Origin of the sequence: Streptomyces sp. NPDC002773 (assembly GCF_040295605.1) — a bacterium.
Taxonomy (GTDB): domain Bacteria; phylum Actinomycetota; class Actinomycetes; order Streptomycetales; family Streptomycetaceae; genus Streptomyces.
In genome coordinates this window covers 158187-183900 of the sequence record NZ_JBEOVO010000010.1, presented here as the reverse complement: position 1 = coordinate 183900, position 25714 = coordinate 158187, and the positions used below count along the sequence as shown (strand labels likewise).

The 25714-nt window shown below is 70.1% G+C and carries 23 protein-coding genes and 1 pseudogene; all 24 read left to right on the top strand.

The genetic code is table 11. The annotated features are described in order from the left end of the window. Positions 1–140 precede the first annotated feature (140 nt). The 24 genes and pseudogenes from ABT034_RS15735 (at position 141) to atpD (ending at position 25634) form a co-directional block, all read left to right on the top strand. On the top strand, positions 141–656 hold the full coding sequence (locus ABT034_RS15735) for a response regulator (RefSeq protein WP_351215343.1): 516 nt from the start codon (positions 141–143) through the stop codon (positions 654–656). A 137-nt stretch (positions 657–793) separates the two neighbouring features. Further along, on the top strand, positions 794–1756 hold the full coding sequence (gene nrtL, locus ABT034_RS15730; protein ID WP_351215341.1) for an ArgS-related anticodon-binding protein NrtL: 963 nt from the start codon (positions 794–796) through the stop codon (positions 1754–1756). Positions 1757–1771: 15 nt separating this feature from the next. Further along, positions 1772–3163 (top strand): diaminopimelate decarboxylase, encoded by a 1392-nt coding sequence (gene lysA / locus ABT034_RS15725; protein ID WP_351215339.1) that lies wholly within the window; start codon positions 1772–1774, stop codon positions 3161–3163. Positions 3164–3331: 168 nt separating this feature from the next. After that, a complete protein-coding gene (locus tag ABT034_RS15720; RefSeq protein ID WP_351215404.1) occupies positions 3332–4630 on the top strand; it encodes a homoserine dehydrogenase in 1299 nt (432 codons plus the stop codon). A 7-nt stretch (positions 4631–4637) separates the two neighbouring features. Continuing rightward, on the top strand, positions 4638–5708 hold the full coding sequence (gene thrC / locus ABT034_RS15715) for a threonine synthase (protein ID WP_351215337.1): 1071 nt from the start codon (positions 4638–4640) through the stop codon (positions 5706–5708). Positions 5709–6004: 296 nt separating this feature from the next. Next, positions 6005–6922 carry a homoserine kinase gene (gene thrB / locus ABT034_RS15710; protein ID WP_351215335.1) on the top strand — a complete coding sequence of 306 codons (918 nt, stop codon included), beginning with the start codon at positions 6005–6007 and terminating at the stop codon, positions 6920–6922. Positions 6923–7336: 414 nt separating this feature from the next. Continuing rightward, positions 7337–9433, top strand: coding sequence for a transcription termination factor Rho (gene rho, locus ABT034_RS15705; RefSeq protein WP_351215333.1), 2097 nt, complete (start codon positions 7337–7339; stop codon positions 9431–9433). A 204-nt stretch (positions 9434–9637) separates the two neighbouring features. Next, positions 9638–10744, top strand: coding sequence for an LCP family protein (locus tag ABT034_RS15700; RefSeq protein ID WP_351215331.1), 1107 nt, complete (start codon positions 9638–9640; stop codon positions 10742–10744). Between the two features lie 136 nt (positions 10745–10880). Further along, entirely contained in the window at positions 10881–11102 is a 222-nt protein-coding gene (gene rpmE, locus ABT034_RS15695; protein ID WP_030210647.1) for a 50S ribosomal protein L31, read from the top strand. Between the two features lie 99 nt (positions 11103–11201). Continuing rightward, positions 11202–12278, top strand: coding sequence for a peptide chain release factor 1 (gene prfA / locus ABT034_RS15690; protein WP_351215328.1), 1077 nt, complete (start codon positions 11202–11204; stop codon positions 12276–12278). A 46-nt stretch (positions 12279–12324) separates the two neighbouring features. Further along, the gene (gene prmC / locus ABT034_RS15685) at positions 12325–13206 is read left to right on the top strand and encodes a peptide chain release factor N(5)-glutamine methyltransferase (RefSeq protein WP_211270406.1); all 882 of its coding nucleotides are present in this window, start codon (positions 12325–12327) and stop codon (positions 13204–13206) included. A 49-nt stretch (positions 13207–13255) separates the two neighbouring features. Further along, positions 13256–13903 (top strand): L-threonylcarbamoyladenylate synthase, encoded by a 648-nt coding sequence (locus tag ABT034_RS15680; RefSeq protein WP_351215326.1) that lies wholly within the window; start codon positions 13256–13258, stop codon positions 13901–13903. After that, positions 13900–14547, top strand: coding sequence for an arsenate reductase/protein-tyrosine-phosphatase family protein (locus tag ABT034_RS15675; protein WP_351215324.1), 648 nt, complete (start codon positions 13900–13902; stop codon positions 14545–14547). The genes ABT034_RS15680 and ABT034_RS15675 overlap by 4 nt, the downstream gene beginning before the upstream one ends. A gap of 270 nt (positions 14548–14817) precedes the next feature. After that, positions 14818–14922, top strand: a pseudogene (locus tag ABT034_RS15670) (protein-tyrosine-phosphatase); the annotation flags it as partial. A gap of 414 nt (positions 14923–15336) precedes the next feature. After that, on the top strand, positions 15337–16584 hold the full coding sequence (glyA, locus tag ABT034_RS15665) for a serine hydroxymethyltransferase (RefSeq protein WP_351215322.1): 1248 nt from the start codon (positions 15337–15339) through the stop codon (positions 16582–16584). 118 nt (positions 16585–16702) lie between these two features. Further along, a complete protein-coding gene (locus ABT034_RS15660; RefSeq protein ID WP_351215320.1) occupies positions 16703–18016 on the top strand; it encodes an MraY family glycosyltransferase in 1314 nt (437 codons plus the stop codon). Positions 18017–18277: 261 nt separating this feature from the next. Continuing rightward, a complete protein-coding gene (locus ABT034_RS15655; RefSeq protein ID WP_351215318.1) occupies positions 18278–18691 on the top strand; it encodes a Cg1360 family ATP-synthase-associated protein in 414 nt (137 codons plus the stop codon). Positions 18692–18913: 222 nt separating this feature from the next. After that, positions 18914–19723, top strand: a complete 810-nt coding sequence (gene atpB, locus ABT034_RS15650; RefSeq protein ID WP_351215316.1) for a F0F1 ATP synthase subunit A — start codon at positions 18914–18916, stop codon at positions 19721–19723. A gap of 94 nt (positions 19724–19817) precedes the next feature. Beyond that, positions 19818–20084 carry an ATP synthase F0 subunit C gene (gene atpE / locus ABT034_RS15645; RefSeq protein WP_351215314.1) on the top strand — a complete coding sequence of 89 codons (267 nt, stop codon included), beginning with the start codon at positions 19818–19820 and terminating at the stop codon, positions 20082–20084. Between the two features lie 41 nt (positions 20085–20125). After that, positions 20126–20671: a F0F1 ATP synthase subunit B gene (locus ABT034_RS15640; protein WP_351215312.1), complete on the top strand. Its 546-nt coding sequence runs from the start codon at positions 20126–20128 to the stop codon at positions 20669–20671. After that, positions 20668–21483, top strand: a complete 816-nt coding sequence (locus ABT034_RS15635) for a F0F1 ATP synthase subunit delta (protein ID WP_351215310.1) — start codon at positions 20668–20670, stop codon at positions 21481–21483. The genes ABT034_RS15640 and ABT034_RS15635 overlap by 4 nt, the downstream gene beginning before the upstream one ends. Positions 21484–21645: 162 nt before the next feature. Next, positions 21646–23244 carry a F0F1 ATP synthase subunit alpha gene (atpA, locus tag ABT034_RS15630; protein WP_351215308.1) on the top strand — a complete coding sequence of 533 codons (1599 nt, stop codon included), beginning with the start codon at positions 21646–21648 and terminating at the stop codon, positions 23242–23244. Positions 23245–23264: 20 nt separating this feature from the next. Beyond that, positions 23265–24182: a F0F1 ATP synthase subunit gamma gene (locus ABT034_RS15625; protein WP_351215306.1), complete on the top strand. Its 918-nt coding sequence runs from the start codon at positions 23265–23267 to the stop codon at positions 24180–24182. Then, positions 24183–25634 (top strand): F0F1 ATP synthase subunit beta, encoded by a 1452-nt coding sequence (atpD, locus tag ABT034_RS15620; RefSeq protein WP_351215305.1) that lies wholly within the window; start codon positions 24183–24185, stop codon positions 25632–25634. Positions 25635–25714: the final 80 nt, after the last annotated feature.

Sequence of the window (25714 nt, the reverse complement as noted above, 5' to 3'; positions counted from 1 at the left end):
ACGGGTAGAACCCTACCAGCTCTCTGGGAGTGGCTGTGAACAGGTATTTCCGGGGTGTCACCAGGGGGTGGGTCCCTCGCACGGGTAAGAAGTGGGTAAAACCCGGACGCGGCCGTTCGGGGCGGCCTACTCTCGTTCGTGTGTCAGGCGTGTCCGGTCGGGTGCTCGTTGTCGACGACAACAAGGTGATCCGGCAGTTGATCAGGGTCAATCTCGAACTCGAGGGGTTCGAGGTCGTGACCGCGGCCGATGGTGCCGAGTGTCTGGATGTCGTACATCGGGTTCGTCCTGATGTCGTCACCCTGGACGTCGTCATGCCCCGACTGGACGGGATCAGGACGGCCGAGCGGCTGCGGGCCGATCCGCGGACCAGTGATCTGCCGGTCGCGATCATCAGCGCCTGCGGTGAGCACGAGGTCGCCGGTGGGTCCGTGCCCCGGGTCGACGCCTTCCTCGCCAAGCCCTTCGAGCCCGCCGAGCTCGTCCGCGTGGTCCGCCAGCTGATGCACCGCGAGCGGCGTGAGCGGCCGGAGGGGGCCGGGCCCGACGCGGGAGAGGAACCGGCCGCAGTCGACGTACGGCAGCAACGGCAGGAATTGCAGGAACAGCAGGAGCAGGAGATCCGACGCGCGAGGAGCGCGCGCGGGCTGCGCTGAGTCGGACGCGGAGCGAGGTGACCACTCCCTCGCCGGTGGCCCCCGTGACCCACAGCACGCCCCTTCACACCCACCCCCCTGCCCGCATGCCGAAACCGGTTCGCGTTTCGACCCCCCTCCTCCCCTAGGCTTGACCCGTGACCCCCGCGGACCTCTCCCTCACCGTGCTGCACGCCGTGCGCCGCGCGGTCGACGACGGTGCGCTGCGGGTCGACGTGCCCCCGTTGGTGAAGGTCGAGCGGGCCCGGCCCGGTGGTGCGGGGGAGTACGCCTCCAATGTCGCCCTCGTGCTCGCCCGGTCCGCCGGTCGCAGCGCCCTCGACGTCGCCGGGATCCTGGAGGAACGGCTCCGTGACGCGCCCGGGCTCCGCGGGGTCGAGATCACCGGGCCCGGTTTCCTGAACTTCAGTCTGCGCCGCGACGCCGGTGCCGAGCTCGTGCGGGCGATCCGTGCCGCCGGGGACGCGTACGGGAGCGGCACCGACCTCGCCGGGACCGTCGTGCGGTTCGCCGAGCCGGCCGAGTCACGCGCCTCGCTCGTGACCCGCACCGTGGTCCGGCTCCTGAGGGCGCAGGGGGCCGACGCCGGCTTCGGCGGCGACGAGCGGATTCATGTGCGGGCGGGGGAGTGTCAGGAGGACTTCCTCGGCAGCGACGCCGCCCGCTGGGCTCTGCTCCGGCCCGCGCCCCAGGACCGGCCCCTCGACGGGCCGCCGCTCCTCGTCCAGCACGAGCGCAACCCCCTCTTCCGGGTGCGGTACGCCCACTCGCGGGTGCGTAGGCTGCTCGTCAACGGAGAACAACTCCGGGTCACACCCGCGTACGAGACCGACATCGACGCACCCGCACTCCTCGGCGCCCTCGGCGACCACCCCGCCGTCCTCCTCGCCGCCGCCCGCCACCGCGCCCCCGACCGGGTCGCCCGGCACCTGGAAGCCACCGCCGACGCGCTGCTCGCGTTCCAGCACACCGTCCTGCCGCTCGGCGACGAGAAACCCTCGGCCGCCCACCGTTCCCGGCTGGCGCTCGCCGAAGCCGCCGGGACGGTGCTCGCCGGTGGCCTCTCCGTGCTCGGCATCAGCGCACCCGACCGGATCTGAAAGAGCAGAGCAGACATGAGCCGTTCCGCCCACCCCGCAGGGCCCCGTCACGCCGACGTCCTCCCCGAGGGCCACTACTCGGCGCCCCCCGCCGACCTCAACGCCCTCGACCCGAAGGTGTGGTCCCGGACCGTCGCCAGGGACGAGCGCGGGGTCGCCACCGTCGGCGGCATCGGGGTCGACGCGCTCGCCGAGGAGTTCGGCACGCCCGCCTACTTCCTCGACGAGACCGACTTCCGCGCCCGCTGCCGCGCCTGGGCCGAGGCCTTCGGCGCGGACGCCGACGTCTTCTACGCGGGCAAGGCGTTCCTCTCCCGGGCCGTCGTGCGGTGGCTCAAGGAAGAGGGGCTGAACCTCGACGTGTGCTCCGGCGGCGAGCTCGTCACGGCCCTGTCCGCCGGCATGCCCGCCGAGCGCATCGCCTTCCACGGCAACAACAAGAGCGAGGACGAGATCCACCGGGCCGTCGAGGCCGGTGTGGGGCGCATCGTCCTCGACTCCTTCCAGGAGATCGCCCGCGTCGCCCACATCGCCCAGTCCCTCGGCAAGCGCCAGCCCGTGCAGATCCGGGTGACGGTCGGCGTCGAGGCGCACACCCACGAGTTCATCGCCACCGCCCACGAGGACCAGAAGTTCGGCCTCGCCCTCGCCGGCGGGCAGGCCGCGGAGGCGGTGCGCAGGGCCCTCAAGCTCGACGGGCTCGAGCTCATCGGGATCCACTCGCACATCGGCTCGCAGATCTTCGACATGGCCGGCTTCGAGGTCTCCGCGCGCCGCGTCGTCCAGCTGCTCGCCGAGGTGCGCGACGAGCACGGCGTCGAGCTGCCCGAGATCGACCTCGGCGGCGGCCTCGGCATCGCGTACACCTCCGAGGACGACCCGCGCGAGCCGCACGAGATCGCCAAGGCCCTCAACGAGATCGTGAGCAGGGAGTGCGAGGCCGCCGGCCTCCGTACGCCCCGGATCTCCGTCGAGCCCGGCCGGGCCATCGTCGGACCGACCGCCTTCACCCTCTACCGGGTCGGCACCATCAAGCCGCTCGAAGGGCTGCGGACGTACGTGAGCGTCGACGGCGGTATGTCGGACAACATCCGTACCGCCCTCTACGACGCCGAGTACAGCGTCAGCCTCGTCTCGCGCACGACTGACGCCGCCCCGATGCTCACCCGGGTCGTCGGCAAGCACTGCGAGAGCGGCGACATCGTCGTACGGGACGCCTTCCTGCCCTCGGACCTGGCGCCCGGCGACCTCGTCGCCGTGCCGGCCACCGGCGCGTACTGCCGCTCCATGGCCAGCAACTACAACCACGCGCTCCGGCCGCCCGTCGTCGCCGTCCGGGACGGCGAGGCACGGGTGATCGTGCGGCGCGAGACGGAGGAAGATCTCCTGCGTCTCGACGTCGGATGATGAAATAGTCCAGAGATGGCCGAGTGATGAAATAGATGTCTCAGGATCCGGACGGAGGGCGGAAACCCCCGTCCGGTGAGTGAGACTGGTTCCACCGGTGGTAAGCCGCGGAGAACCGTAGAGATACGACCGTAGAGATACGAAGTAGGACGAGAAAGAGGTCGGATGATGCGTACGCGTCCGCTGAAGGTGGCGCTGCTGGGCTGTGGAGTGGTCGGCTCAGAGGTGGCGCGCATCATGACGACGCACGCCGACGACCTCGCCGCGCGCATCGGCGCCCCGGTCGAGCTCGCCGGCGTGGCGGTCCGCCGCCCGGACAAGGTCCGCGAGGGCATCCCCGCGGAGCTGATCACCACCGACGCCACCGCCCTGGTCAAACGGGACGACGTCGACGTCGTCGTCGAGGTCATCGGCGGGGTCGAGCCGGCCCGCACCCTCATCACCACCGCCTTCGAGCACGGCGCCTCCGTCGTCTCGGCGAACAAGGCGCTGCTCGCCCAGGACGGCGCGAACCTCTACGCAGCCGCCGAGAAGCACGGCCAGGACCTCTACTACGAGGCCGCCGTCGCCGGCGCCATCCCGCTGATCCGGCCGCTGCGCGAGTCCCTCGCCGGCGACAAGATCAACCGGGTCATGGGCATCGTCAACGGGACGACGAACTTCATCCTCGACAAGATGGACACCTCGGGCGCCGGGTACAGCGAGGCGCTCGACGAGGCCACCGCCCTCGGTTACGCCGAGGCCGACCCGACCGCCGACGTCGAGGGCTTCGACGCCGCCGCCAAGGCCGCCATCCTCGCCGGAATCGCCTTCCACACGCGCGTACGCCTCGACGACGTCTACCGCGAGGGCATGACCGAGGTCACCGCCGCCGACTTCGCCTCCGCCCGGCAGATGGGTTGCACCATCAAGCTGCTCGCCATCTGCGAGCGGGCCGCCGACGGCGGCTCCGTCACCGCGCGCGTGCACCCCGCGATGATCCCGCTCAGCCACCCGCTCGCCTCCGTGCGCGAGGCGTACAACGCGGTCTTCGTCGAGGCGGACGCGGCCGGGCAGCTCATGTTCTACGGCCCCGGCGCCGGCGGCGCTCCGACCGCCTCCGCCGTCCTCGGCGACCTCGTCGCCGTGTGCCGCAACAAGCTCAACGAGGCCAACGGCCCCGGTGAGTCCGCGTACACCCAGCTGCCCGTGAGCTCCATGGGCGAGGTCGTGACGCGGTACCACATCAGCCTCGACGTGGCCGACAAGCCGGGCGTCCTCGCCCAGGTGGCGACGGTCTTCGCCGAGCACGGAGTGTCCATCGACACGGTGCGCCAGCACGTTCGACAGGACGGAGACGGCGAGGCCTCTCTCGTCGTCGTCACCCACCGCGCGCCCGACGCCGCCCTTTCCGGGACCGTCGAGGCGCTGCGCAAGCTCGACACCGTGCGCGGTGTCGCCAGCATCATGCGTGTTGAAGGGGAGTAAAGGACCCATGACCAGCAAGGGCACCCACCAGTGGCGCGGCATCATCGAGGAGTACCGGGACCGCCTTCCGGTCACGGACACGACGCCGGTCGTCACGCTCCGTGAGGGCGGTACGCCGCTCGTTCCCGCTCAGGTCCTCTCCGAGCGCACGGGCTGCGAGGTGCACCTCAAGGTCGAGGGCGCCAACCCCACCGGCTCCTTCAAGGACCGGGGCATGACCATGGCCATCACCAGGGCCAAGGAGGAGGGCGCGCAGGCCGTGATCTGCGCCTCCACCGGCAACACCTCCGCCTCGGCGGCGGCCTACGCGGTACGCGCCGGCATGGTCTGCGCCGTGCTCGTGCCGCAGGGCAAGATCGCGCTCGGCAAGATGGGCCAGGCCCTCGTGCACGGCGCGAAGATCCTCCAGGTCGACGGCAACTTCGACGACTGCCTGACCCTGGCCCGCGGCCTCTCCGAGAACTACCCGGTGGCGCTGGTCAATTCGGTCAACCCGGTCCGTATCGAGGGCCAGAAGACCGCCGCCTTCGAGATCGTGGACATGCTCGGCGACGCCCCCGACATCCACGTCCTGCCCGTCGGCAACGCCGGCAACATCACGGCGTACTGGAAGGGGTACTCCGAGTACGCCAAGGACGGGCTCTCCACGCACCGCCCGCGCATGTGGGGCTTCCAGGCCTCCGGTTCCGCCCCACTCGTGCGCGGCGAGGTCGTCAAGGACCCGTCGACGATCGCCACCGCGATCCGTATCGGCAACCCGGCCTCGTGGGACTACGCGATCGCCGCGCGCGACGAGTCGGGCGGCTTCATCGACGAGGTGACGGACCGTGAGATCCTGCGCGCCTACCGCCTGTTGGCCGCTCAGGAGGGCGTCTTCGTCGAGCCCGCGTCGGCCGCTTCGGTCGCCGGTCTGCTGAAGGCCGCCGAGCAGGGCAAGGTCGACCCCGGCCAGAAGATCGTGTGCACGGTCACCGGCAACGGGCTCAAGGACCCCGACTGGGCCGTCGCCGGCGCGCCGCAGCCGGTCACCGTCCCGGTCGACGCGGCCGCCGCCGCCGAGCGCCTCGGTCTGGCCTGATCCCACCCCTCCCGCTCAGGGAAATGCCCTGATCGAAACCCGATCAGGAACGTACATAGGCGCACAGGTTGGCCCGCGACACGCATCGTGCGCCTCCTGTGCGCCCTATGTCGCCACAGAACCTTCCTTCGATAGGCTGTACCGAACCCGCCCCCACGCATATGCGCGGTGTCGTCGCCGTTGTCGCCTCCGAGGCCGAAACGGTCCCCCGGGTTCCCGTGTACTTCTTGTGAAGTGCCCGTCTGAAACACCTGCTTGACATACCCGTTGCCGCAATCAAGGAGAGTCATCGAGAGATGGCCGGTCCAGCGTTCCGCGCCGCCGCCGTACGGGTGCGCGTCCCCGCCACCAGCGCCAATCTCGGGCCGGGCTTCGACGCCTTCGGCCTGTCGCTGGGCCTCTACGACGACGTCGTCGTCCGTGTCGCCGACTCCGGGCTGCACGTCGACATCGCCGGCGAGGGTGCCGAGACGCTCCCGCGCGACGAGAGCCACCTGCTCGTACGCTCCCTGCGCACGGCCTTCGACCTGCTCGGCGGACAGCCGCGCGGCCTCGAGGTCGTCTGCGCCAACCGCATCCCGCACGGCCGCGGCCTCGGCTCCTCCTCCGCCGCCATCTGCGCCGGTATCGTCGCCGCCCGCGCCGTGACGATAGGCGGGGACGCCAAGCTCGACGAGGCCGCCCTGCTCGAACTCGCCACCGAGATCGAGGGCCACCCCGACAACGTCGCCGCCTGTCTGCTCGGCGGATTCACGCTCGCCTGGACCGAGTCCGGCGCCGCGCGGGCGATCAGGATGGACCCCTCCGATTCCATCGTTCCGGTGGTTTTCGTCCCCGGGAAGCCGGTGCTCACCGAGACCGCCCGCGGCCTTCTTCCGCGTACCGTCCCGCACGTGGACGCCGCGGCCAACGCCGGGCGTGCCGCTCTCCTCGTCGAGGCCCTGACCCGCCGCCCCGAGCTGCTGCTCGCGGCCACCGAGGACCGGCTGCACCAGGAGTACCGGGGACCCGCGATGCCGGAGAGCCTCGCCCTCGTGAACCGGCTGCGGGCGGACGGCGTCCCCGCGGTCATCTCCGGCGCGGGCCCCACGGTGCTCGCGCTGGCCGAACACGGTACGGCCGACAAGGTCTCCCGACTGGCGGGCGAGGGCTGGGCCGCGAACCGGCTCGACCTCGACGCCGCCGGAGCGGCCGTCCTGCCGCTGGCGCCCTAGGCGCCGCGGACCGGACGCCGGGCAGCGTCCGGGACAGGAGATTGCCGGTGAGGGAGAGGGGGAATGTTTGTTGGAGCCGGTAGTGTTAACCTCAAGTCTGCACCTGACCTCTTTGTGGAGCGGTGCGGAGTGTCCCCTCAGGGACCACCCTTTCTTCCGGGAGCCTCCCCGACTGCCTGAGCAGCCTGCCTGAGCAGTTTCGAGCACGCTCCGGAACCGGCACGACACCCCTCGCTCTTCTGCAGTGAGGGCCGAGCAGGGGGCGCTCGGGCCGGACCCCAGCACGTTTCTCTCTCCGCCGTACCCGGCGGGACCACCGCCCCGGACACGGTCCACCCACATGGGACCGCTGCCGGACAGCACAACCGGTCGCCGAGCCAGATGGCCGACGTCCGCTCCAGGGAAGGACCCTTCGTGAGCGACACCACCGATCTGATGGGCGTGACTGCCGACAGCAGTGTCGACACCGCCGCGCCCGCCGCAGGTGCTGCCACCGGCGGCACCGCACGGCGCCGCCGCTCCGGCACCGGCCTCGACGGCATGGTCCTGGCCGAGCTGCAGCAGGTCGCGTCCGGCCTCGGCATCAGGGGCACCGCGCGGATGCGCAAGAGCCAGCTGATCGAGGTCATCAAGGAGGCGCAGGCCGGTGGCGGTTCCGCCGCCCCCGCCAAGGCCGCCGACGCCGCCGAGACCAAGCCGAAGCGCCGCGCCACCGCCAAGACCCGTACGGGCGAGACCGCTGCCGAGGCCACCGAGCCCAAGGTGGACAAGGCCGAGAAGGCCGTCGCCCAGCAGCAGATCGACATCCCGGGCCAGCCGGCGTCCGACGACCAGCCGGCCGGTGAGCGCCGTCGTCGTCGGGCCACCGCCCCGGCCGGTTCGCCGGACGGCGAGGCCAAGGCCGAGGCCGCGCAGGCCGTGAAGACCGAGGCCCGTACCGAGGCCCGCACCGAGACCCGTACCGAGGCCAAGGCCGACGCGGGGACGGACACCAAGGCCGAGGCCGCCGTCGACGGCGCCGAGGGCCGTGGCCGCCGTGACCGCGGCGAGCGGGGCGAGCGCGGGGAGCGCGGCGAGCGCCGTGACCGCCGTGACCGTCAGCGCGACCGCGGCAAGGGCGACGAGCAGCAGGGCGGTGGCCAGGGCGGCCAGCGTCAGCGCCAGGGCGGCCAGGGCCAGGGCCAGCAGGGCGGCGGCCAGGGCCAGCAGGTCCAGGGCCAGGGTCAGCAGGGCGGCGGCCAGCAGGCCGGTCCGCAGGACGACTACGACGACGAGGGCGGCCGTCGCGGGCGCCGCGGTCGTTACCGCGACCGCCGCGGACGCCGCGGGCGTGACGACTTCCAGGCCGGCGAGCCGCAGGTCGCGGACGACGACGTCCTGATCCCCGTCGCGGGCATCCTGGACATCCTCGACAACTACGCGTTCATCCGGACCTCGGGCTACCTGCCCGGTCCGAACGACGTGTACGTCTCCCTCGCCCAGGTCCGCAAGAACGGTCTGCGCAAGGGTGACCACGTCACCGGCGCCGTGCGGCAGCCGAAGGAGGGCGAGCGCCGCGAGAAGTTCAACGCGCTGGTCCGCCTGGACTCCGCGAACGGCATGGCGGCCGACTCCGGCCGCGGCCGCCCCGAGTTCAACAAGTTGACCCCGCTCTACCCCCAGGACCGGCTCCGTCTGGAGACCGACCCGGGCGTGCTGACCACGCGGATCATCGACCTCGTGTCGCCGATCGGCAAGGGCCAGCGCGGTCTGATCGTGGCTCCGCCGAAGACCGGCAAGACCATGATCATGCAGGCGATCGCCAACGCGATCACCACCAACAACCCCGAGTGCCACCTGATGGTCGTCCTGGTCGACGAGCGTCCGGAAGAGGTCACCGACATGCAGCGGTCGGTCAAGGGCGAGGTCATCTCCTCGACCTTCGACCGTCCGGCCGAGGACCACACCACGGTTGCCGAGCTGGCCATCGAGCGCGCCAAGCGTCTCGTGGAGCTGGGTCACGACGTGGTCGTCCTGCTCGACTCGATCACCCGCCTGGGCCGCGCGTACAACCTCGCGGCGCCGGCCTCCGGCCGCATCCTGTCCGGTGGTGTCGACTCGACCGCGCTCTACCCGCCGAAGCGCTTCTTCGGTGCCGCGCGCAACATCGAGGACGGCGGCTCGCTGACCATCCTCGCGACCGCGCTGGTCGACACCGGTTCGCGCATGGACGAGGTGATCTTCGAGGAGTTCAAGGGCACCGGCAACATGGAGCTCAAGCTCGACCGGAAGCTCGCCGACAAGCGCATCTTCCCGGCGGTGGACGTCGACGCGTCCGGTACCCGTAAGGAAGAGATCCTGCTCGGCGCCGACGAGCTCGCCGTCACCTGGAAGCTGCGTCGCGTGCTGCACGCGCTCGACCAGCAGCAGGCGATCGAGCTGCTGCTCGACAAGATGAAGCAGACGAAGTCGAACGGCGAGTTCCTGCTCCAGATCCAGAAGACGACGCCTGGCGGCAAGAACGACGACTGACGCGAGACCTGCGTCACACGACGAGACCCGGGCCCCGTGCCCGTGCCCCCGCCGTGACCTGCGTGAACCACTGCGCCCACCGTGCCCCGCACGGTGGGCGCAGTGCTGTCTCCGCCGCCGCTCACCGAAACCTCACAGGTCCCTATGCAACTCTTTCGGGTGCTTCGCCGTCACACATGGTGAACCGAGGGCCGAAGGAAGACGATGACCGAGCAGAGCAAGAGCGGCCGAATAGGCGGCGCGGGAAGCGGCAGCCGCCGCAAGCCGCCCGCCAAGCGACGCCGGGGCCCGGCGATCCTCGTCGCGGGGGCCGCCGCGGTCCTCGTCCTCGGGGGCGCGGGACTCGGATACGTGTACCTCTCCCTCGACGGCAACATCGACGCCGTCGACATCAACGCCCAGCTGGGCAACGACCGCCCCGACGACGTCGACGACGGCTCCATGGACATCCTCGTCCTCGGCTCCGACTCGCGCTCCGGCGACAACGACACCTACGGCAAGGACGAGGGCGGCGCCCGCTCCGACACCGCGATGGTCGTCCACGTCCACGAGGGCCGCAAGAAGGCGAGCGTCGTCTCCATACCGCGCGACACCCTCGTCACCCGGCCCACGTGCACCGGCGACCAGGGCGCCACCGTCGCCGGCGAGCAGCGCGCCATGTTCAACACGGCGTACGAGGTCGGCGGCCCCGCCTGCGCCGTCAAGACCGTCGAGACGATGTCCGGCATCCGCATGGACCACTACGTCGAGGTCGACTTCACCGGCTTCAAGAAGCTCATCGACGAACTCGGCGGGGTGGAGATCACCACCACCGCGCCCATCAAGGACGACAAGAGCCACCTCGACCTCGCCCCGGGCACCCACACCCTCGACGGCGAGCAGTCCCTCGGCCTCGTCCGCACCCGCAAGAGCGTCGGCGACGGCAGCGACCTCGGCCGCATCCAGCTCCAGCAGGCCTTCATGAAGGCCTTCGTCGAGCAGGTCAAGGACGTCGGCGTCCTCACCAACCCGAAGAAGCTCCTCGACCTCGCCGACGCCGCCACCAAGGCCATCACCCCCGACTCCGAACTCGACTCGGTCCAGGAGCTGATGGGCTTCGCGAAGGGCCTCTCCGGCATCGGCGCCCAGGACGTCCACATGGCCACCCTGCCCGTCGAGTACGACCCCCGGGACCGCAACCGCGTCATACCCCTGGAAGCCCAGGCACGGCAGGTCTGGACGGCGCTGAAGAACGACCGGCCGATTCCCGCCACGGCGACGAAGGACGCGGCCACCGGCAAGGCCGGCGGCGTCGTGCAGCAGCCCCGGTAGGCCTCAGGAATACTTCCGGCCCGACCCCGGTTTTGGGAGATACGGCCGGTCCTGGCAGACTGGTACGTCGGCCCCGGTTCACGTTGCCTGCAACCCGCGGCGGCGACCCGGAGCCCTCCCGAAACTAGGAGACACCTTGAAGCGCGAGATCCACCCCGAGTACGTCGAGACCCAGGTCAGCTGCACCTGCGGCGCGTCGTTCACCACCCGGAGCACCCTGACCGAGGGCACCATCCGTGCCGAGGTCTGCTCCGAGTGCCACCCGTTCTACACGGGCAAGCAGAAGATCCTCGACACCGGCGGCCGCGTGGCCCGCTTCGAGGCCCGCTTCGGCAAGGCCGGCTCCGCCGCGAAGTAGCGAGCCCCTGCGCCGGTCCACGGTCGCCCCGCGCGGGTGGCCGGGACCGGCGCTTTGCCGTCCCCGTAGCAACTGACGAAACAGACCAGGAGCCCCCCGATGTTCGAGGCGGTCGAGGAACTGGTCGGCGAGCACGCCGGCCTGGAGACGAAGCTCGCGGACCCCTCGGTCCACGCCGACCAGGCAAACGCGCGCAAGCTCAACAAGCGCTACGCCGAGCTGACCCCGATCGTCGCCACCTACCGGGCCTGGAAGCAGACCGGTGACGACATCGAGACCGCCCGCGAGCTGGCCCAGGACGACCCCGACTTCGCCGCCGAGGTCAAGCAGCTGGAGAAGGACAGGGAAGGGCTCACCGAGAAGCTCCGCCTGCTCCTCGTCCCGCGCGACCCCAGCGACGACAAGGACGTCATCCTGGAGATCAAGGCGGGCGCGGGCGGCGACGAGTCCGCCCTCTTCGCCGGCGACCTGCTCCGCATGTACCTCCGGTACGCCGAGCGCGTCGGCTGGAAGACCGAGATCATCGACGCCACCGAGTCCGAGCTCGGCGGCTACAAGGACGTCCAGGTCGCCGTGAAGACCAAGGGCGGCAACGGCGCCACCGAGCCCGGCCAGGGCGTCTGGGCCCGCCTCAAGTACGAGGGCGGGGTGCACCGCGTGCAGCGCGTGCCCGCGACCGAGTCCGCCGGCCGCATCCACACCTCCGCCGCCGGTGTGCTCGTCACGCCCGAGGCCGAGGAGGTCGAGGTCGAGGTCCACGCCAACGACCTGCGCATCGACGTCTACCGTTCGTCGGGCCCCGGCGGCCAGTCGGTCAACACCACCGACTCCGCCGTCCGCATCACCCACCTGCCGACCGGCATCGTCGCCTCCTGCCAGAACGAGAAGAGCCAGCTCCAGAACAAGGAGCAGGCCATGCGCATCCTGCGGTCCCGGCTGCTCGCCGCCGCGCAGGAGGAGGCCGAGTCCAAGGCCGCCGACGCCCGCCGCAGCCAGGTCCGCACCGTCGACCGGTCCGAGAAGATCCGTACGTACAACTTCCCGGAGAACCGGATCTCCGACCACCGCGTCGGCTTCAAGGCGTACAACCTGGACCAGGTGCTCGACGGCGACCTGGACTCCATGATCCAGGCGTGCGTCGACGCCGACTCCGCCGCCAAGCTCGCCGCGGCGTAAGTGGCGTAAGTTCCGTAAGCCCCACCCCGCACCACGGAGGACCAGCGTGCAGTCACTTTCTGGGGGGCGACCCCCAGGCCCCCGAAGTCTGCTGCTCGCCGAGGTGGCCCAGGCCACCCAGCGGCTGGCCGACGCCGGCGTCCCCTCACCGCGTTTCGACGCCGAGGAACTCGCCGCGTTCGTGCACGGCGTCAAGCGGGGGGAGCTGCACAACGTCAAGGACGTGGACTTCGACGCCCGCTACTGGGAGACGGTCGCCCGCCGTGAGGCCCGCGAGCCGCTCCAGCACATCACCGGGCGGGCGTTCTTCCGCTACCTGGAGCTCCAGGTCGGGCCCGGGGTCTTCGTGCCCCGCCCCGAGACCGAGTCGGTCGTCGGCTGGGCCATAGACGCCGTACGCGCCATGGACGTCGTCGAGCCCCTCATCGTCGACCTCTGCACCGGCTCGGGGGCCATCGCGCTCGCCATGGCCCAGGAGGTGCCGCGCTCCCGCGTGCACGCCGTGGAGCTCTCCGACGACGCCCTCGTCTGGACCCGGAAGAACGCCGAGGGATCGCGCGTCTCCGTCCACCAGGGCGACGCGCTGAGCGCCCTCCCGGAGCTGGACGGCCAGGTCGACCTGGTCATCTCCAACCCGCCGTACATCCCGCTCACCGAGTGGGAGTACGTGGCGCCCGAGGCCCGTGACCACGACCCGGAGATGGCTCTCTTCTCCGGCGAGGACGGCCTCGACACCATCCGCGGCATCGAGCGCACCGCCCACCGGCTCCTGCGGCCCGGCGGCCTCGTCGTCATCGAGCACGCGGACACCCAGGGCGGGCAGGTGCCGTGGATCTTCAACGAAGAGGCCGGCTGGGCCGACGCCGCCGACCACCCCGACCTGAACAACCGGCCGCGCTTCGCGACCGCCCGCAAGGCGATGCCATGACGGCCATGACTGCCATGACGAATCACGTGTACGAGGAGGCCGGGAACTGATGGCACGGCGATACGACTGCAACGAGGCGACCGACCGTCTGACCGGTCTGCGCGAGGCCGCGTCCGCCGTCCGCCGGGGCGAGCTCGTCGTGCTGCCCACCGACACCGTGTACGGGATCGGCGCGGACGCCTTCAGCAGCGAGGCCGTGGCCGACCTGCTCGCCGCCAAGGGCCGTGGCCGCAACATGCCCACGCCCGTGCTCATCGGCTCCCCGAACACCCTCCACGGCCTGGTCACGGACTTCTCCGAGCAGGCCTGGGAGCTCGTCGACGCGTTCTGGCCCGGCGCCCTCACCCTCGTCGCCCGGCACCAGCCGTCCCTCCAGTGGGACCTGGGCGACACCCGGGGCACCGTCGCCATTCGCATGCCGCTGCACCCGGTCGCGATCGAGCTGCTCACCGAGGTCGGCCCGATGGCCGTCTCCTCGGCCAACCTCACCGGCCACCCGTCGCCGGAGGACTGCGACGCGGCCCAGCAGATGCTCGGCGACTCCGTCTCCGTCTACCTCGACGGCGGCCCGACCCCCGGCATCGTCCCCTCGTCCATCGTCGACGTCACGGGCAAGGTCCCGGTGCTGCTGCGCGAGGGCGCGCTGTCGCCCGAGGAGCTCCGGAAGGTCGTACCCGACCTCGAGGTGGCCAGTTGACCGCCCTTGAGGGGCGTGGCATAGCGGGGTTCGACGACAGCACCACCTTCCGCATCCTCCACGTCAGCACCGGCAACGTCTGCCGCTCGCCGATCACCGAGCGGCTGACCCGCCATGCCCTGAGCGACCGCCTCGGCGATCCTCTCGGCGGCGGCCTGATCGTGGAGAGCGCGGGTACCTGGGGCCACGAGGGCGCCCCGATGGAGGCCAACGCGGAACTGGTCCTCGCCGACTTCGGCGCGGACTACAGCGGCTTCGTGGGGCGCGAGCTCCTCGACGAGCACGTCATCCGCGCGGACCTGGTCCTGACGGCGACCCGCGACCACCGGGCGCAGGTCATCTCGATGGGCCACTCGGCGGGCCTGCGCACCTTCACCCTGAAGGAGTTCACCCGCCTGGTCCGCGCGATCGACCCGGCCACGCTCCCGGACGCCCACGACGAGGGCATGGTCGAACGCGCCCGCGCCCTGGTCCGCGCGGCAGCGGCCCTCCGCGGCTGGCTCCTGGCCCCCTCGGTGGACGCGGACGAGGTCAACGACCCGTACGGCGCCCCGATCACCTTCTTCCGCTCGATCGGCGACGAGATCAACCAGGCGCTGGACCCGGTGGTGACGGCCCTGACGGGCGTGCGGGCGCGGGACTGAAATCGCCGGGTGGCCCGGTCCGGCGGACGGAGTCCGACGCAGCGTCGCGATGCCCGGGAGGCCCCTTGGGGCCGAGCGGTGCGAGGGGCGCGTCGGGGGTGGGGCTCAGCCAGGCACTGGACCCGGTGGTGACGGCACTGACGGGCGTGCGGGCGCGGGACTGAAATCGCCGGGTGGCCTGGTCCGGCGGACGGAGTCCGACGCAGCGGCCCGACGCCCGGGAGGCCCCTTGGGGCCGAGCGGTGCGAGGGGCGCGTCGGGGATTGGGTCCCGTACGGCGCCCCCATCACCTTCTTCCGCTCGATCGGCGACGAGATCAACCAGGCGCTGGACCCGGTGGTGACGGCACTGACGGGCGTACGGGCGCGGGACTGAAATCGCCGCGTGGCCCGGTCCGGCGGACGGAGTCCGGCGCAGCGGCCCGACGCCCGGGAGGCCCCTTGGGGCCGAGCGGTGCGAGGGGCGCGTCGGGGGTGGGGCTCAGCCAGGCGCTGGACCCGGTGGTGATGGCACTGACGGGCGTACGGGCGCGGGACTGACGGCCCTCACGGGCGTACGGGGCACGGGATCGACGGCGCGACGCCGGCCACGACCGGCGGACGGAGTCCGGCGCAGCGGCCCGACGCCCGGGAGGCCCCTTGGGGCCGAGCGGTGCGAGGGGTGCGTCGGGGGTGGGGCTCGACCAGGCACTGGACCCGGTGGTGACGGCACTGACGGGCGTACGCGCGCGAGATTGACCGTTCTCGCGCTCGGCGGGCGGGGCGGGGTTCCCGTGCCTACATTGGTGGCATGTCGGTCACCGCTCCACCCGCCGAGGAACTCGACGTCCTGCGCCGGCAGGACCCGGAGGTCGCCGACGTGCTGCTCGGCGAGGCGCGGCGGCAGGCGGACAGCCTGCAGTTGATCGCCGCCGAGAACTTCACCTCGCCCGCCGTGCTCGCCACCCTCGGCTCCCCGCTCGCCAACAAGTACGCCGAGGGCTATCCCGGCGCCCGTCACCACGGCGGCTGCGCGTACGCCGACGCCGCCGAGCGGATCGCCGTGGAGCGGGCCACCTCGCTCTTCGGCGCCGACCACGCGAACGTCCAGGCACACTCGGGCTCCTCGGCCGTCCTGGCGGCGTACGCGGCCCTTCTCAGGCCCGGTGACACGGTGCTCGCGATGGGCCTGAACCACGGCGGGCACCTCACGCACGGTTCCCCCGCGAACTTCTCCGGCCGCTGGTTCGACTTCGTCCCGTACGGCGTGGACGCCGAGACCGGGCTCGTCGACTACGAACAGGTCGCCGCGCTCGCCCGCCACCACCGCCCCAAGGCGATCGTCTGCGGCTCCATCTCCCACCCCCGCCACCTCGACTACGCGATCTTCCGCGACATCGCCGACGAGGTCGGCGCCTATCTCATCGCCGACGCGGCCCACCCCATCGGCCTGGTCGCCGGGGGAGCGGCCCCCAGCCCCGTCCCGTACGCCGACGTGGTCTGCGCGACCACCCACAAGGTGCTGCGGGGCCCGCGCGGCGGCATGATCCTCTGCGGCGACGACCTCGCGGGGCGGATCGACCGCGCGGTGTTCCCTTTCACCCAGGGCGGCGCCCAGATGCACACGATCGCGGCGAAGGCGGTGGCCTTCGGCGAGGCGTCCACCCCGGCGTTCACCGCGTACGCCCATCGGGTGGTCGAGCACGCCCGGGTCCTCGCGGCCGCGCTCGCCGCCGAGGGCTTCGCGCTGACCACCGGCGGCACCGACACCCACCTCATCACCGCCGACCCCTCGCCCCTCGGCATCGACGGCCGCACCGCCCGCACCCGCCTCGCCGCCGCCGGCATCGTGCTCGACACCTGCGCCCTGCCCCACGGGGAGGCGCGCGGCATCCGGCTCGGCACGGCGGCCGTCACCACGCAGGGCATGGGCACCCCGGAGATGGCCAGAATTGCCGCACTGTTCACCGCCGCGCTACGCGACGACGCCGGGGAGACCGCCCGCGTACGGGCGGAGGTACGGGCGCTGACCGCACGTTTTCCCCCGTACGGACGCTGAGGGAAGATCGCGGAAACCCCGAACGCAACCGTTCGGCGGCCCCGGGTGTCTCCAAGCACATGGACGGCACGGCTAGGGTGTGGGGCTGAGATGGCCAGCGATTCCTGTGGGGCAGCCCGTGCGTGATTACCTGCTGACGCTCTGTGTCACGGCCGCGGTGACCTATCTGCTCACCGGTCCGGTGCGGAAGTTCGCCATCGCGACCGGGGCGATGCCGGAGATCCGCGCCCGCGACGTACACCGAGAACCGACTCCGCGGCTCGGTGGCATCGCCATGTTCTTCGGGCTGTGCGCGGGACTCCTCGTCGCCGACCACCTGCAGAACCTGAACAGCGTCTTCGAGCTCTCCAACGAGCCGCGCGCGCTGCTCTCCGGTGCCGCCCTGATCTGGCTGATCGGCGTCCTGGACGACAAGTTCGAACTGGACGCCCTGATCAAGCTGGGCGCGCAGATGATCTCGGCGGGCGTGATGGTCGCGCAGGGTCTGACGATCCTGTGGCTGCCGATCCCGGGCGTCGGCGTGGTCTCCCTGACCCCCTGGCAGGGCACGCTCCTGACCGTCGCCCTGGTCGTCCTCACCATCAACGCCGTCAACTTCGTCGACGGTCTCGACGGTCTCGCCGCCGGCATGGTCTGCCTCGCCGCCGCCGCCTTCTTCCTGTACGCGTACCGCCTCTGGTACGGCTACACGATCGAGGCCGCCGCCCCCGCGACGCTCTTCACCGTCATCCTCATGGGCATGTGCCTCGGCTTCCTGCCGCACAACATGCACCCGGCGCGGATCTTCATGGGCGACTCGGGCTCGATGCTGATCGGTCTGATCCTGGCGGCCTCCGCCATCTCGATCACCGGCCAGGTCGACCCGGACGCGCTGAAGATCTTCGAGGGCTCCACCCGCGAGGCCACGCACGCCGCCCTGCCGGTCTTCATCCCGCTGCTGCTGCCGCTGACGATCATCGCGATCCCGATGGCGGACCTGGTGCTCGCGATCGTGCGCCGCACCTGGAAGGGCCAGTCGCCGTTCGCGGCCGACCGCGGGCACCTGCACCACCGGCTCCTGGAGATCGGGCACTCGCACAGCCGCGCGGTGCTGATCATGTACTTCTGGTCGGCCCTGATCGCCTTCGGGACGCTGGCGTACTCGGTCCACTCGGCGTCGATGTGGATCGTCCTCTGCGTCGTCGGACTGAGCGCGATCGGTCTGGTGCTGCTCCTGCTGCCGCGCTTCACGCCGCGGGCCCCCCGCTGGGCCGAGTCGGTCGTACCGCCCCGCTACCGGCGCCGCAAGCGGATTCCCGTCGTGGAGGCCGTCCCGGAGCCGGTCGAGGCCGAGGAGGAGCGCATTCCGGTGCCGGCGGGGCTCCACGGCTCCACGGCCATCGGCAACCGCGCGCGCTTCACGGACCGGCGGAAGGCCGGAACGCCAAGTTGACGAAAGCCGCAACCGCGGCCATTAGCAGACAAGGCGCCTTCCTGTCCTGCACACACGCGCGGGGTAACTCTCATGTGTGACAGTTGGCACACCTTCTGGGTAAAGACCTATTCAAATAGTTTGTGATACGGTTCACGAGACCCGGCGCCAGAGCCGAAAGACCGTAGTGCGACGGTCTGTTGGCCCCGAGACCCACCTCGGACCGGGCTTACGCTCGTCCACGACGCACCATCGCCCCCTTCAGCAAGCGGAGACACCGCCATGCCGTCCAACGACGCACGCATCCTTGTGCACACCGCCGTACCCACCGCAGCCGTCGGCGCAGTCGCCACGGTCATCAGCGGGGTGGTCGCTGGTGGCAAGGGTGCGATCGGAGCCGTCGTCGGCACCCTGGTGGTCCTCCTCTTCATGGGGATCGGGCAGCTGGTCCTCCAGCGGACGGCGAAGTCCTTCCCGCACCTCTTCCAGGCCATGGGGCTCATGCTCTACGTGGCCCAGCTGCTGGTGCTCTTCACCTTCCTGGCCTTGCTCAAGAACACCACGCTGTTCGACTTCAAGGCCTTCGCCTTCACCCTGCTCGCGGCGACCGTGGTGTGGGTCGCCGCACAGGCCCGGGCGTACATGAAGGCCAAGATCACGTACATCGACCCCGGAAACACGGGGTCGAAGTCGTGAAGGGTAGGCCCGGGATAAAGCCGCGTCCGGCTTCCTGCTATCGTCCGGTGCCAACTGCGGCACTGCGGGCGCGGGCATCCGAGACGCCTGTCCCAGCGCGAGGCTCGATGCCGAACCGCCGCCCCCTTACCCGTAAGACCAGTCCAGTGCCGACCCGCGGCTGCGTGCCGCGCCGACACATCGAGGTTGCCGTACCCATGCGCCACGCTGAAGGAGCCCGCGGTGAGTGCTGACCAGACGCTTGCCTTCGACCCGGATTGCCACATCTTCAGTGGATGTGGCTTCCCGGCGCCGGGCCTGCACACGTTCATGTACGAGCCCGTCGCGACGGTGGCCGGCATCGAGCTCACCAAGCCGATGCTGCTCGCCATCCTCGGCTCCATCGTGATCGTCGGGTTCTTCTGGGCCGCCTTCAGCAAGCCCAAGCTGATCCCCGGCAAGCTCCAGATGGTCGGCGAGGCGGGTTACGACTTCGTACGCCGCGGCATCGTCTACGAGATCATCGGCAAGAAGGACGGCGAGAAGTACGTCCCCTTCATGGTGTCGCTGTTCTTCTTCGTCTGGATCATGAACCTCTGGTCGATCATTCCGCTCGCCCAGTTCCCGGTCACCTCGCTGATCGCCTTCCCGGCCGGTCTCGCGCTGATCGTGTACGTGATGTGGATCTCGCTCACCTTCAAGAAGCACGGCTTCGTGGGTGGCTGGAAGAACATCGTCGGCTACGACAAGTCCCTCGGTGCGATCCTCCCGATGGTCGTCGTCCTGGAGTTCTTCTCGAACCTCCTCATCCGGCCGTTCACCCACGCGGTGCGACTGTTCGCGAACATGTTCGCCGGTCACCTGCTGATCGTGATGTTCTCGCTGGCCACCTGGTACCTCATGAACGGCCTGGGCTTCGTCTACGCCGGCGCCTCGTTCGTGATGGTCCTCGTGATGACCGCCTTCGAGCTCTTCATCCAGGCCGTCCAGGCGTACGTCTTCGTGCTCCTGTCCTGCAGCTACATCCAGGGCGCGCTCTCCGAGCACCACTGAGCCGATCCGTCCCGGATCGTGGCTTCACCCCCAATCCAACAGTCGTCCGGTGGCCAACCCCCACCGGGTCATTGAAAGAGAAGGAAGTAACGGCATGTCCGCTGCTCTCGAACTGGTCAACCTCGCCGCCCCCGGTGACTCCGCCAAGAGCACTGTCGTCGGCAACGTCGCGTCCATCGGCTACGGCCTCGCCGCGATCGGCCCCGGCGTCGGCGTCGGCATCATCTTCGGTAACGGTACGCAGGCCCTCGCCCGCCAGCCCGAGGCCGCCGGTCTGATCCGCACCAACCAGATCATGGGCTTCGCCTTCTGTGAGGCGCTCGCCCTCATCGGCATCGTCATGGGCTTCGTCTACCAGTAAGCCGGACCGACTGCCCGATTCTTTTTACGGAAGGCACTGATGTGAACGCTCTGCTTCTTGCGGCGGCGGAGGAGCCCCAGCCTCCTCTGCTCCCGCATCTCGACGAGCTCGTCATCGGCCTGATCGCCTTCGTCATCGTCTTCGGCTTCCTCGCCAAGAAGCTCCTCCCGAACATCAACAAGGTTCTGGAGCAGCGTCGCGAGGCCATCGAGGGTGGCATCGAGAAGGCCGAGTCGGCCCAGATCGAGGCTAAGAGTGTGCTGGAGCAGTACAAGGCCCAGCTCGCCGAGGCCCGCCACGAGGCCGCGCGTCTTCGCCAGGAGGCGACGGAGCAGGGCACCGCGATCATCCAGGAGATGAAGGCGGAAGGCCAGCGCCAGCGCGAGGAGATCATCGCGGCCGGTCACACGCAGATCGAGGCCGACCGCAAGGCCGCCTCTGCGTCGCTGCGCCAGGACGTGGGCAAGCTCGCCACCGACCTGGCCGGCAAGCTGGTCGGCGAGTCCCTCGAGGACACCGCCCGTCAGAGCCGCACCATCGACCGCTTCCTCGACGAGCTCGAGGAGAAGGCCGAGGCGGTCCGATGAACGGAGCGAGCCGCGAGGCATTGTCCGCCGCCCGTGAGTCCCTCGACGCGCTGACCGACAACACGTCGGCCGACGCGGGCGTACTCGCGGACGAGCTGGCCGCAGTCACCGTGCTGCTCGACCGCGAGGTGTCGCTGCGCCGGGTCCTGACCGACCCCGCGCAGTCGGGTGAGGCCAAGGCCGAGCTCGCGCAGCGACTCCTGAGCGGTCAGGTGGGCGGCGCGACCGTCGACCTGGTGTCCGGCATGGTGCGTTCCCGCTGGTCGCGTTCGCGTGACCTGGTCGACGCGGCCGAGGAGCTGGCGAACACCGCCGACCTCACCGCGGCGCAGAAGGCGGGCGCCCTCGACGACGTCGAGGACGAGCTGTTCCGGTTCGGCCGGATCGTGTCCTCCAGCCCCGAGCTCCGCTCGGCGCTGACGGACAAGGCCGCCACGGCCACCGCCAAGGGCGCGCTGCTCCGCAGCCTGCTCGGCGGCAAGGCCCACGCGACCACCGAGCGTCTGGTCGTCCGTCTGGTGACCCAGCCCCGGGGACGTAGCCTGGAAGCGGGACTCGAGTCCCTGTCCAAGCTCGCCGCGGCGCGCCGGAACCGGATGGTCGCCGTCGTCACCTCGGCGGTGCCGCTGTCGGACCAGCAGAAGCAGCGCCTCGGTGCCGTCCTCGCCAAGCTGTACGGCCGCGAGATGCACCTGAACCTGGACGTGGACCCGGCGGTCCTCGGCGGGATCACCGTGCAGGTCGGCGACGAGGTCATCAACGGGTCGATCGCGGAGCGCCTCGACGAGGCGACCCGTCGACTGGCCGGCTGACGCAGCCGCCCCGGCACAAGGCATCACAGCACAAGGCATCACAGCACCACAGCACCACCTGCGGCCCGGTTGGGCCGTGCAGAGATTGCAGAAGATTCCTGGGGGTCGGCCCCCAGACCCCTTAAGAAACTTCGGGCCCAACAAGGAGAGCAGGGAACCCAGATGGCGGAGCTCACGATCCGGCCGGAGGAGATCCGGGACGCACTGGAGAACTTCGTCCAGTCGTACCAGCCGGACGCGGCCTCGCGCGAGGAGGTCGGCACGGTCAGCCTGGCCGGTGACGGTATCGCGAAGATCGAGGGTCTTCCCTCGGCCATGGCGAACGAGCTGCTGAAGTTCGAGGACGGGACCCTCGGTCTCGCCCTGAACCTCGAAGAGCGCGAGATCGGTGCGATCGTCCTCGGCGAGTTCAGCGGCATCGAGGAGGGACAGGCGGTGCAGCGCACCGGCGAGGTCCTCTCCGTCGGTGTCGGTGAGGGATACCTGGGTCGCGTCGTCGACCCGCTCGGCAACCCGATCGACGGTCTCGGCGAGATCGCGACCGAGGGACGTCGTGCCCTCGAGCTGCAGGCCCCGGGCGTAATGGCCCGTAAGTCGGTGCACGAGCCGATGGAGACCGGCTACAAGGCCGTCGACGCCATGACCCCGGTCGGCCGCGGCCAGCGTCAGCTGATCATCGGTGACCGTCAGACCGGCAAGACCGCGCTGTGCGTCGACACGATCATCAACCAGCGTGACAACTGGCGCTCGGGCGACGTGAACAAGCAGGTCCGCTGCATCTACGTCGCCGTGGGCCAGAAGGGCTCGACCATCGCGTCCGTTCGCGGCGCCCTGGAAGAGGCCGGCGCGCTCGAGTACACGACGATCGTCGCCGCCCCGGCGTCCGACCCGGCCGGCTTCAAGTACCTGGCGCCGTACACCGGTTCCGCCATCGGTCAGCACTGGATGTACCAGGGCAAGCACGTCCTGATCGTCTTCGACGACCTGTCGAAGCAGGCCGACGCCTACCGCGCCGTGTCCCTGCTGCTGCGCCGCCCGCCGGGCCGTGAGGCCTACCCGGGTGACGTCTTCTACCTGCACTCGCGTCTCCTCGAGCGCTGCGCGAAGCTCTCGGACGAGCTCGGTGCCGGTTCGATGACGGGTCTCCCGATCGTCGAGACCAAGGCGAACGACGTGTCGGCGTTCATCCCGACCAACGTCATCTCCATCACCGACGGCCAGTGCTTCCTGGAGTCCGACCTGTTCAACGCCGGCCAGCGTCCGGCTCTGAACGTCGGTATCTCGGTCTCGCGTGTCGGTGGCTCCGCCCAGCACAAGGCGATGAAGCAGATCTCCGGTCGCCTCCGTGTGGACCTCGCCCAGTTCCGTGAGCTGGAGGCGTTCGCCGCCTTCGGTTCCGACCTGGACGCGGCCTCCAAGGCGCAGCTGGAGCGTGGACAGCGCATGGTCGAGCTGCTCAAGCAGGCTCAGTACCAGCCGATGCCCACCGAGAACCAGGTCGTCTCCGTCTGGGCCGGCACCACCGGCAAGATGGACGACGTCCCGGTGGCCGACATCCGCCGCTTCGAGGCCGAGCTCCTGGCGTACCTCCGCCAGAACCACTCGGGCCTCATGACCTCCATCCGTGAGGGCGGCAAGATGTCGGACGACACGCTGCAGTCCGTCGCCGACGCGATCGCGGAGTTCAAGAAGCAGTTCGAGACCTCTGACGGCAAGCTGCTGGGCGAGGACGCTCCTGCCGCCGTCAACGTCTCGAAGTGACGACGGAAGGGACCTGACTCATGGGAGCGCAGCTCCGGGTCTACAAGCGTCGCATCAAATCCGTCACCGCGACGAAGAAGATCACCAAGGCGATGGAGATGATCGCCGCCTCGCGTGTCGTCAAGGCGCAGCGCAAGGTACAGGCGTCGACTCCGTACGCGACCGAGCTGACGCGCGCGGTCACGGCGGTGGCCACGGGTGCCAATGACAAGCACCCGCTGACCACCGAGGCGGAGAACCCCGTCCGCGCCGCGGTCCTGCTCCTCTCGAGCGACCGCGGTCTGGCCGGCGCGTTCAACTCCAACGCCATCAAGGCGGCGGAGAAGCTGACGGCGAAGCTGGAGGGCGAGGGCCGCGAGGTCACCGTCTACGTCGTCGGCCGTCGAGGCATCGCGCACTACAACTTCCGTGAGCGGAAGCTGGCCGGTACGTGGACCGGGTTCACGGACCAGCCGTCGTACGGCGACGCCAAGACGATCGCGGCACCGCTGATCGAGGCGATCGAGAAGGACACGGCCGAGGGCGGCGTGGACGAGCTCCACATCGTCTACACCGAGTTCGTCTCGATGATGACGCAGACGGCGGTCGAGGCCCGGCTGCTGCCCCTCAGCCTCGACGAGGTGGCGAAGGAGGCAGGCGGCTCGGACACGCTCCGCCCGCTGTACGACTTCGAGCCGTCGGCGGAGGACGTCCTCGACGCCCTGCTGCCCCGGTACGTCGAGAGCCGGATCTACAACGCGCTGCTCCAGTCGGCTGCCTCCAAGCACGCCGCCACGCGCCGCGCGATGAAGTCGGCGACCGACAACGCGGGAGACTTGATCAACAACCTCTCCCGACTTGCCAACGCGGCCCGCCAGGCCGAAATCACCCAGGAAATCAGCGAGATCGTCGGTGGCACCGCAGCCCTGGCCGACGCGACCGCGGGGAGTGACAAGTAAATGACGACGACTACCGAAAAGAGCGTGACGGCCGCCGCCACGGGCCGCGTCGCCCGGGTCATCGGCCCGGTCGTCGACGTGGAGTTCCCCGTCGACGCGATGCCGGAGATCTACAACGCGCTGAACGTCCAGGTTCCGGACCCGGCCGAGGAGGGCGCGACCAAGACGCTGACCCTCGAGGTCGCCCAGCACCTCGGTGACGGCGTGGTCCGCACCATCTCGATGCAGCCCACCGACGGCCTGGTCCGCCAGGCCCCGGTGACCAACACCGGCACGGGCATCACCGTCCCCGTCGGTGACGTCACCAAGGGCCGTGTGTTCAACACGCTGGGTCAGGTGCTGAACGCCGACGAGTCCACCGTGGCCGACGCGCCGCGCTGGACGATCCACCGCAAGGCCCCGGCCTTCGACCAGCTCGAGTCCAAGACCGAGATGTTCGAGACCGGCCTCAAGGTCGTCGACCTTCTCACCCCGTACGTCAAGGGTGGAAAGATCGGTCTGTTCGGTGGTGCCGGTGTCGGCAAGACCGTTCTGATCCAGGAAATGATCGTCCGTGTGGCCAAGCTGCACGACGGTGTGTCGGTCTTCGCGGGCGTCGGCGAGCGTACCCGTGAGGGTAACGACCTGATGGTCGAGATGGAGGAGGCCGGCGTTCTCGACAAGACCGCGCTGGTCTTCGGCCAGATGGACGAGCCCCCGGGCACCCGTCTGCGCGTGGCCCTCGCCGGTCTGACCATGGCGGAGTACTTCCGCGATGTGCAGAAGCAGGACGTGCTGTTCTTCATCGACAACATCTTCCGCTTCACCCAGGCCGGTTCCGAGGTGTCGACCCTGCTCGGCCGTATGCCCTCCGCGGTGGGTTACCAGCCGAACCTGGCCGACGAGATGGGTCTCCTCCAGGAGCGCATCACCTCGACCCGTGGTCACTCGATCACCTCGATGCAGGCGATCTACGTCCCCGCGGACGACCTGACCGACCCGGCTCCGGCCACCACCTTCGCCCACCTCGACGCGACGACGGTTCTCTCCCGTCCGATCTCCGAGAAGGGCATCTACCCGGCCGTGGACCCGCTGGACTCCACGTCCCGGATCCTGGACCCGCGCTACATCGCGCAGGACCACTACGACGCCGCCACGCGCGTCAAGGGAATCCTGCAGAAGTACAAGGACCTCCAGGACATCATCGCGATTCTCGGTATCGACGAGCTGAGCGAGGAGGACAAGCTCGTTGTCCACCGCGCCCGCCGTGTCGAGCGCTTCCTGTCCCAGAACACCCACGCGGCGAAGCAGTTCACCGGTGTGGACGGTTCGGACGTTCCGCTCGACGAGTCGATCGCCGCGTTCAACGCGATCTGCGACGGTGAGTACGACCACTTCCCCGAGCAGGCGTTCTTCATGTGCGGTGGCATCGAGGACCTCAAGAACAACGCCAAGGAACTCGGCGTCTCCTGAGCCTCGCGCCACCCGAGGGGGGCGGGACCTGTCCCGCCCCTCTCACCACGCCCACTAGAATTGACCCCAACACCCGGCAC

Bases quoted from the DNA above. Each gene is read 5' to 3' on its own strand.
- lysA (WP_351215339.1), top strand. From the start codon at position 1,772: ATGAGCCGTTCCGCCCACCCCGCAGGGCCCCGTCACGCCGACGTCCTC.
- ABT034_RS15720 (WP_351215404.1), top strand. From the start codon at position 3,332: ATGCGTACGCGTCCGCTGAAGGTGGCGCTGCTGGGCTGTGGAGTGGTC.
- thrC (WP_351215337.1), top strand. From the start codon at position 4,638: ATGACCAGCAAGGGCACCCACCAGTGGCGCGGCATCATCGAGGAGTAC.
- thrB (WP_351215335.1), top strand. From the start codon at position 6,005: ATGGCCGGTCCAGCGTTCCGCGCCGCCGCCGTACGGGTGCGCGTCCCC.
- ABT034_RS15700 (WP_351215331.1), top strand. From the start codon at position 9,638: ATGACCGAGCAGAGCAAGAGCGGCCGAATAGGCGGCGCGGGAAGCGGC.
- prfA (WP_351215328.1), top strand. From the start codon at position 11,202: ATGTTCGAGGCGGTCGAGGAACTGGTCGGCGAGCACGCCGGCCTGGAG.
- ABT034_RS15680 (WP_351215326.1), top strand. From the start codon at position 13,256: ATGGCACGGCGATACGACTGCAACGAGGCGACCGACCGTCTGACCGGT.
- glyA (WP_351215322.1), top strand. From the start codon at position 15,337: ATGTCGGTCACCGCTCCACCCGCCGAGGAACTCGACGTCCTGCGCCGG.
- ABT034_RS15655 (WP_351215318.1), top strand. From the start codon at position 18,278: ATGCCGTCCAACGACGCACGCATCCTTGTGCACACCGCCGTACCCACC.
- atpE (WP_351215314.1), top strand. From the start codon at position 19,818: ATGTCCGCTGCTCTCGAACTGGTCAACCTCGCCGCCCCCGGTGACTCC.
- ABT034_RS15635 (WP_351215310.1), top strand. From the start codon at position 20,668: ATGAACGGAGCGAGCCGCGAGGCATTGTCCGCCGCCCGTGAGTCCCTC.
- atpA (WP_351215308.1), top strand. From the start codon at position 21,646: ATGGCGGAGCTCACGATCCGGCCGGAGGAGATCCGGGACGCACTGGAG.
- ABT034_RS15625 (WP_351215306.1), top strand. From the start codon at position 23,265: ATGGGAGCGCAGCTCCGGGTCTACAAGCGTCGCATCAAATCCGTCACC.
- atpD (WP_351215305.1), top strand. From the start codon at position 24,183: ATGACGACGACTACCGAAAAGAGCGTGACGGCCGCCGCCACGGGCCGC.